General features: G+C 70.4%; 1 pseudogene. It reads right to left on the reverse strand.

What is annotated here, in order from left to right:
* Window positions 1–824, reverse strand: a pseudogene (locus tag sphsw_RS19985) (TonB-dependent receptor); the annotation flags it as partial.

An 824-nucleotide genomic window follows, 5' to 3' on the forward strand; every position in this document is an offset into this window, starting at 1 on the left:
CGCCCGGGCCACCGCCGCCGCGTCCCTCACCCGGCCCGGCGCCTTCGCCCCGCGGTCCTTCGCCCCGCGGTCCTTCACCCCGCCCGCCTTCACCCCGCGGCCGCCCGCCGCCCGGCGGCTGCATCCCGGCAAACGGATTGGGCCCCGTCCCCGCGCGAAACGCCTCAAGCTCGCGCTGGATCTTCGACTTCAGCGGCGCGGAGAAATTGATCCCCCAGCGCAGTTCGGAGCGTTCGCTGCGCGCGAAGTTGATCGGCCGCCGGTCGACCTGCAACAGTGCGCCCGTCGCATCGCGGACGAACCGGTCGGGAAATGCCGCCTCGATCGCCGCGGTCGCGGCCGGGAAGGCGGCGATCGGATTGTCGGTCCGGCTGTCGACATAATTGGCGGTCAGCGTGACCTCGCGCCCCGCCCAGGGCTTCACCGTCAGCCCCAGCTTGGTCACGCGGTTATTGTCCGCGCTCAGCCCGGGATTGCCGCCGCTGATCGTGGTGACGGTCGCGGTCGTGCCCTGGACATAATCGAACACGCGGACATTGGGCGTCGTGATCGACGGATTGCCCAGCTGCTGCGCGGTCGGCGCCTGGTCGGTGTCGGTCACCGACGCGATCAGCCGCACCGCCGGGATCGGCGCCCAGTTCGCACCGTAACCAAGCGTGGTCAGCGTGCCGAAATCCGACAAATGATCCTGCGCCAGGTTGAAGTTCGCCGACAGCGTGCCGAGGAACGGCAGCACCCCCTTAGACCGGCTCGCGATCGGCAGGTCGACATTGACCTGGCCGTTGACCGTGTCGCGCGCCACCTGCCCGCGCTGCGCGAACCCG

Origin of the sequence: Sphingomonas sp. FUKUSWIS1 (assembly GCF_000733135.1) — a bacterium.
Taxonomy (GTDB): Bacteria; Pseudomonadota; Alphaproteobacteria; order Sphingomonadales; family Sphingomonadaceae; genus Sphingomonas; species Sphingomonas aerolata.